Source organism: Pseudomonas sp. 31 R 17, from assembly GCF_900004915.1.
Classification (GTDB): domain Bacteria; phylum Pseudomonadota; class Gammaproteobacteria; order Pseudomonadales; family Pseudomonadaceae; genus Aquipseudomonas; species Aquipseudomonas orientalis_A.
The window spans coordinates 14,747-21,904 of record NZ_CVTN01000051.1; the positions used below are offsets into that span (position 1 = coordinate 14,747).

Annotated in this window: 6 protein-coding genes; 5 read left to right on the forward strand and 1 reads right to left on the reverse strand. The window is 61.6% G+C overall.

The genetic code is table 11. The features are described 5' to 3' along the window. The first annotated feature begins 343 nt into the window (after nt 1–343). From cysM to BFP89_RS05310, 5 genes are all read left to right on the forward strand, one after another. Nucleotides 344–1,246 (forward strand): cysteine synthase CysM, encoded by a 903-nt coding sequence (gene cysM / locus BFP89_RS05290; RefSeq protein WP_065884490.1) that lies wholly within the window; start codon nt 344–346, stop codon nt 1,244–1,246. Continuing rightward, nucleotides 1,246–2,598 (forward strand): 23S rRNA (uracil(1939)-C(5))-methyltransferase RlmD, encoded by a 1,353-nt coding sequence (gene rlmD, locus BFP89_RS05295; protein ID WP_065884491.1) that lies wholly within the window; start codon nt 1,246–1,248, stop codon nt 2,596–2,598. Before cysM ends, rlmD begins: the two co-directional genes overlap by 1 nt. A gap of 120 nt (nt 2,599–2,718) precedes the next feature. Then, nucleotides 2,719–4,962 carry a GTP diphosphokinase gene (relA, locus tag BFP89_RS05300; RefSeq protein WP_065884492.1) on the forward strand — a complete coding sequence of 748 codons (2,244 nt, stop codon included), beginning with the start codon at nt 2,719–2,721 and terminating at the stop codon, nt 4,960–4,962. 140 nt (nt 4,963–5,102) lie between these two features. Continuing rightward, nucleotides 5,103–5,936 carry a nucleoside triphosphate pyrophosphohydrolase gene (gene mazG / locus BFP89_RS05305; protein WP_065884493.1) on the forward strand — a complete coding sequence of 278 codons (834 nt, stop codon included), beginning with the start codon at nt 5,103–5,105 and terminating at the stop codon, nt 5,934–5,936. A 25-nt stretch (nt 5,937–5,961) separates the two neighbouring features. After that, nucleotides 5,962–6,507 (forward strand): DUF2058 domain-containing protein, encoded by a 546-nt coding sequence (locus BFP89_RS05310; protein ID WP_057011833.1) that lies wholly within the window; start codon nt 5,962–5,964, stop codon nt 6,505–6,507. 93 nt (nt 6,508–6,600) lie between these two features. Here the strand turns inward: BFP89_RS05310 and BFP89_RS27085 are convergent, their stop codons facing one another. Further along, a complete protein-coding gene (locus BFP89_RS27085; protein ID WP_065893744.1) occupies nt 6,601–6,789 on the reverse strand; it encodes a hypothetical protein in 189 nt (62 codons plus the stop codon). Nucleotides 6,790–7,158: the final 369 nt, after the last annotated feature.

Below are 7,158 nucleotides of genomic sequence, written 5' to 3' on the forward strand. Positions count from 1 at the left end.
GCAAGAGCGTTTTGCTTACTTTTGCGCTTTTCAAAAGTGAGCCGCCGTAAGGGCGGAACCCATAGCAGCCGTGACCGCAGAAACGGATATGTACGCGATCTGATCCAACATCCTGGTCGGCCCAGAGGCCGCCATCGGGGGCAAGCCCCCTCCCACAGTGGACAGCGTTCCAACATGAGAATGCGGTCGAATGTGGGAGGGGGCTTGCCCCCGATGGCGCCGTCACAGGCACCCCACTTCTTCCTTATTCCTATAAGCCATAAGCACCGCACTTTGCGTGATATGGCCCGCCGACCTTTCCCGGTATGATGTCCGCCCCCGCAGTCTGGATTGCGAATACGCCATGACCTTGCAGTACCCAACAATCGCCGATTGCGTCGGCAACACACCCCTGGTCCGCTTGCAACGCATGGCGGGTGACACCAGCAATACCCTGTTGCTCAAGCTTGAAGGCAACAACCCCGCCGGGTCCGTCAAGGATCGTCCGGCGCTGTCGATGATCACCCGCGCCGAACTGCGCGGGCAGATCAAGCCGGGAGACACGCTGATCGAAGCCACCTCGGGTAATACCGGAATCGCCCTGGCCATGGCCGCCGCGATCAAGGGTTACAAGATGGTGCTGATCATGCCCGATAACGGCAGCGCCGAGCGCAAGGCGGCGATGACCGCGTATGGCGCCCAGTTGATCCTGGTTACCCAGGAAGAGGGCATGGAAGGCGCGCGCGACCTGGCCGAACGCCTGGCCGCCGAAGGCCGTGGCCTGGTGCTGGACCAGTTTGCCAACGGGGATAACCCCGAAGCGCACTACACCAGCACCGGCCCGGAAATCTGGCGCCAGACCCAGGGCACCATCACGCATTTCGTCAGCTCCATGGGCACCACCGGCACCATCATGGGCAATTCGCGCTACCTCAAGGAGCAGAACCCGGCGATTCAGATTGTCGGCCTGCAACCGATGGAAGGCGCGGCCATCCCCGGTATCCGCCGCTGGCCCGAAGAGTATTTGCCCAGGATCTACAACGCCACGCGCGTGGACCGCATCATCGACATGGCCCAGCGTGAAGCCGAAGACACCACCCGCCGCCTGGCCCGTGAAGAGGGCATCTTCTGCGGTGTGTCGTCCGGTGGTGCGGTAGCCGGTATGTTGCGCCTGTCCGAAGAAGTGGAAAACGCGGTGATCGTCGCGATCATCTGTGACCGAGGCGACCGCTACCTGTCGACCGGCATCTTCGACGAACCCAACTGATGGCCAAGCACGAGAGAGGCCTGCGCTTTCAACCGACGGGCGGTAGCCGGGCCCCTCAGATTCCCGTGGGCAAGAAGCAACGCCTGACCATCGAACGCCTGGCCAACGACGGGCGCGGCATTGTGTTCTTCGAAGGGCGCACCTGGTTTGTAAACGGTGCGCTCGCCGGCGAAGAAGTCGAAGCGCGGGTGCTGGGCGCCCACGGCAAGGTGGTCGAGGCGCGCACCGAACGTGTGTTCACGGCCAGCGAACTGCGCCGTCCGGCGCCGTGTGCGCATTTTGGCCGCTGTGGCGGCTGCAGCGTGCAACACCTGCCCCATGCCGAACAACTTGCGCTGAAACAGCGCATGCTCGCCGAGCAATTGTCCCGTGTGGCCGGTGTCGAACCGCAAGCGTGGGCTGCGCCTTTGAGCGGGCCGGAGTTCGGCTACCGACGCCGCGCCCGTGTGGCCGTGCGCTGGGATGCCAAGGCGAAGCAGCTTGAAGTGGGCTTCCGCGCCGTGGCCAGCCAGGACATCATCGCCATCGATGATTGCCCGGTACTGGTACAGGCCTTGCAACCGATCATGCAGCGTCTGCCGAACATGCTGCGCCGCTTGAGCAAGCCTCAGGCGTTGGGGCATGTGGAGTTGTTCAGTGGTACGGCCATCGCCGTGTTGCTGCGGCATATGGCACCGCTGTCCGAGGCGGACATGCAGGTGTTGAAAGAATTTTGCACCTTCCATGATGCCCAGTTGTGGCTGCAGGGCGAGGGCCAGCCGGAGCCGGTCGAGCCGGGTAACGCGCTTGGTTTCCGCCTGGAGGCGTGGGGCCTGGAGCTGGCGTACCGGCCGGGTGATTTTGTGCAGGTCAATGCCGGGGTCAACGAGGCGATGGTCGCCCAGGCCCTGGAATGGTTGGCGCCGCAAGCCGATGAACGGGTGCTGGACCTGTTTTGCGGGCTGGGCAATTTTGCCCTGCCACTGGCCAGGCAGGTACGCGAAGTCGTTGCCGTGGAAGGCGTGCAGACCATGGTGGAGCGTGCGGCACAGAATGCCCTAAGCAACAATTTGCATAATGCACGGTTTTTTCAGGCCGATTTGTCCCAGCCCCTGACTGACGCGGAATGGGCCAAACAGGGCTTTTCTGCGGTACTCTTGGACCCACCGCGCGACGGTGCCCAGGAAGTTGTGCGCAGACTTGCCACCCTGGGGGCCAGGCGCCTGGTGTATGTGTCCTGCAATCCGGCGACGCTGGCGCGGGACACGGTTGAGTTGGTCAAGCAAGGCTACCGGCTAAAGCGTGCCGGGATCCTCGACATGTTTCCGCAGACAGCGCATGTCGAGGCCATGGCGTTATTTGAAGCGGGCTAGGATGCCCGTTTAATCCGACTGGCCTGCAGTCTCCAGGGCCGTGAACTGCCAGGGAATCTGCAGCAAGGTCGGCGATGATTTTTGGCGCATCCAAGGTGCGTCGTAGGGAAGGTAAGCAAGATGGTACAGGTGAGAGCACACCAGCCGATCAACACCGACGGCAGTATCAATCTCGAGGCATGGCTGGATCATGCCGTCAGTGTCGACCCGGCACTGGACCGTGAAGCCTTGAAAGCAGCCTGCGAGTTCGCTCGTGAGTCTGAACAGCAGGACAATGCGGCCAAGAACCTGTGGGCGGAGGGCACTTCAAGCTTTCGTACCGGGTTGGAAATCGCCGAGATCCTCGCCGATCTCAAGCTGGACCAGGATTCGCTGATTGCCGCCGTGCTCTATCGCGGCGTGCGCGAAGGGCACATCCCGTTGCCGACCGTCAGCCAGCGTTTCGGCGCAGTGGTGGCCAAGCTGATCGACGGCGTGCTGCGCATGGCGGCCATCAGTGCCAGCCTCAGCCCGCGCCAGTCCATGGTGCTGGGGACCCAGGGCCAGGTGGAAAACCTGCGCAAGATGCTGGTGGCGATGGTCGACGACGTCCGCGTCGCGCTGATCAAGCTGGCCGAACGTACCTGCGCGATCCGCGCGGTGAAAACCGCCGACGATGAGAAACGCAACCGCGTTGCCCGCGAAGTCTTCGACATCTACGCGCCGCTGGCGCACCGCCTGGGCATCGGTCATATCAAATGGGAGCTGGAGGACCTGTCCTTCCGCTACCTCGAACCCGATCAATACAAACAGATCGCCACGCTGCTGCATGAGCGGCGGCTCGACCGCGAGCGCTTTATCAGCGACGTGATGGGCCAGTTGCGCGCCGAGCTGCAGGCCACCGGCGTCGATGCCGACATCAGCGGGCGCGCCAAGCACATCTATTCGATCTGGCGCAAAATGCAGCGCAAGGGCCTGGCGTTCAGCCAGATCTACGACGTACGGGCCGTGCGTGTGCTGGTGCCGGAAATGCGCGATTGCTACACCGCGCTGGGGATCGTCCACACGCTGTGGCGCCACATTCCCAAAGAGTTCGACGACTACATCGCCAACCCCAAGGAAAACGGCTATCGCTCGCTGCACACGGCGGTGATCGGTCCTGAGGGCAAGGTGCTCGAAGTGCAGATCCGCACCCACGCCATGCACGAAGAGGCCGAGTTGGGCGTCTGCGCCCATTGGCGCTACAAGGGCACCGACGTCAAGGCCGGGTCGAACCAGTACGAAGAGAAGATCTCCTGGCTGCGTCAGGTACTGGAGTGGCACGAAGAACTGGGCGACATCGGCGGCCTGGCCGAACAGCTGCGCGTGGATATCGAACCGGACCGGGTCTACATCTTCACCCCCGACGGTCACGCCATCGACCTGCCCAAGGGCGCCACGCCGCTGGACTTCGCTTACCGCGTGCACACCGAAATCGGCCACAACTGCCGTGGCGCCAAGATCAACGGGCGCATCGTGCCGCTCAACTACAGCCTGCAAACCGGTGAGCAGGTCGAGATCATCACCAGCAAGCACGGCACGCCGAGCCGCGACTGGCTGAACCCGAACCTGGGGTATATCACCACCTCACGGGCACGGGCGAAGATCGTCCACTGGTTCAAGCTGCAGGCCCGCGACCAGAACGTCGCCGCCGGCAAGACCCTGCTCGAACGCGAATTGGCGCGCCTGGGCCTGCCCCAGGTGGACTTCGACAAGCTGGCCGAAAAGGCCAACATGAAGATCGCCGAAGACATGTTCGCCGCCCTCGGTGCCGGCGACCTGCGTCTGGCCCAGTTGGTCAACCTGGCCCAGCAACTGGTGGAGCCGGAGCGTGGCAACGAACAGCTGGAACTGATCCCGCGCAAGGCCACCGGCTACAAGCCCGGCAAGCGCGGCGATATCCAGATCCAGGGCGTGGGCAACCTGATGACGCAAATGGCCGGTTGCTGCCAGCCGTTGCCGGGCGACGCCATCGTCGGCTACATCACCCAGGGCCGCGGCGTGAGCATTCACCGCCAGGACTGCGCCTCGGTGCTGCAACTGGGCGGGCGCGAGCCGGAGCGGATCATCCAGGTCAGCTGGGGCCCGGTGCCGGTGCTCACCTATCCGGTGGACATCATCATCCGCGCCTACGACCGTTCCGGGTTGCTGCGTGACGTCTCGCAAGTGCTGCTCAATGAGCGGATCAACGTACTCGCGGTCAACACCCGCTCGAACAAAGAGGACAACACTGCGCTGATGTCCCTGACCATCGAGATCCCGGGGCTCGACGCGCTGGGGCGGTTGCTGGGGCGGATTTCCCAGCTGCCGAACATCATTGAGACGCGGCGCAATCGCACTCCATGAACAGCTGGATGAACGCGGATTAAAATGTGGGAGGGGGCTTGCCCCCGATGAGGGAGGGTCAGTTGGCACTTATATTGACTGACCCACCGCTATCGGGGGCAAGCCCCCTCCCACACTGGATCTTCAGTGGAAAGAGATCGATGTATTCACTAGACGACCTGCTGCACCTGATGAACCGCCTGCGCGACCCGCAATACGGGTGCCCGTGGGACATCAAGCAAACCTACGCCAGTATCGTGCCGCATACCCTTGAAGAAGCCTACGAGGTGGCCGATGCCATCGAGCGCGGCGACTTCGATCATCTGCAAGGCGAGCTGGGCGACCTGCTGTTCCAGGTGGTGTATTACAGCCAGCTGGCGCGCGAAGAAGGGCGTTTCGAATTTGCCGGCGTGATCGATGGCATTACCCGCAAGCTGATCCGGCGTCATCCCCATGTATTCCCTACCGGCGATCTTTACGCACCGCTGGATATCCCGCAGTTGAGCGAAGAGCAGGTCAAGCAGCGCTGGGAGCAGATCAAGGCCGAGGAACGTGCGGAAAAATCCGACGCGCCCGAGCAACTGTCCCTGCTTGATGACGTGCCCACCGCCTTGCCATCACTGTCCCGTGCCGCCAAATTGCAAAAGCGCGCCAGCCAGGTGGGTTTCGACTGGCCGTCGGCATTGCCGGTGGTGGATAACGTCCGCGAAGAGCTGGATGAAGTGCTCGAAGCCATGGCCGATAACGACTCGGCGGCGATTGCCGATGAGGTGGGTGACCTGTTGTTCGCAGCGGTCAACCTCGCCCGTCACCTCAAGGTCGACCCTGAAACCGCGCTGCGCGGTGCCAATGCCAAATTCGAGCGACGTTTCCGATTTATCGAACAGGCATTGCGCGACACGCACCAACCCATAGAAGATTGCACCCTCGAAACGTTGGACGCCCTGTGGGGCGAAGCCAAACGCCAGGAAAAGACTATATCCAGCTGCGGTTGAGCAGTTGCCCAAGTGAGTAAGCACCATGAGCCTTTCCCTTCGCGACCAGTTGCTCAAAGCAGGTCTGGTCAATCAAAAGCAGGCCAAGCAGGTCGGCAAAGAGAAGCAGAAACAGCAGCGCCTGGTCCACAAGGGCCAGGCTGAGGTCGATGACACCCAGGCGCGCCTGGCCGCCGAGGCGCACGCCGAGAAGGTCAAGCGCGACCAGGAGCTGAACCGCCAGCAGCAGGAAAAAGCCGAGGCCAAGGCCCGTACGGCCCAGGTCAAGCAATTGATCGAAACCTCGCGGCTGCCAAAGTTGACCACCGAGGACTACTACAACTTCGTGGATGACAAGAAGGTCAAGCGCCTGTCGGTCAACACGCTGATGCGCAATAAACTGAGCAATGGCTCCCTGGCCATCGTGCACCACGGCGGCGGCTACGAAGTGATCCCGCGCGAAGCCGCGCTGAAGATCCAGGAGCGCGCGCCGGAGCGTATCGTGCAGCTCAACCTCCTGACCGAAAGCCAGGTGCCGGATGAGGACGATCCGTACGCCGCCTACCAGATCCCGGATGATCTGATGTGGTAAGGCTGTAGAAACGACAAACCCCGCCAACAGGCGGGGTTTTCGTTTGCAGGCGGCCCGGCTGCGTGGGCCGGACGTCTACGCGATTTCGGAATTTCAGGAGCCTTGTGCCTGGCGTTTCATCTCAAGCGATTCAAGTTCGTTTTTATAATTATGAGCATCGCTCTCGTTGTGAAACATGCCGACCAGCAAATCTTGTTGATGTACATCCCAGATGTGAATCCCGTGGCCTAGTGCTTCGTGGGACATATGTTCATCGTCGCGTTCAGTTACTTTTACAGTCATCTGCTTGCTCCAATCTCTGGTTGATCTGCGGCAAGTCGTCGCAGGCCTTTGTTATATGATTTGTTAGCTTGCTAAGTAAACCGGTTTTGCATGCAACAATTCATTGCAGGAAACGCAACAGTGCTGCAGGCCTTGTAAACCGTGGCATTTGGTCGCAGGGGGGTGGGTTAGATGACAAAAGTTTCATGTTTGGGGGCAGGCTACTGACGCCATCGGAGGCATAGGTATCTACACAACTCAGCACCGCCCAACCGTAACCACGATGCGAAGCGAGCCGCTCTTGATCTGGCTTTTGATCTTGATCTCAGGCGCCCCGTTAAACCACGCTGGCCGAACGCAGGCTTGAATCCGTGGGTAACCCGGCAGGAC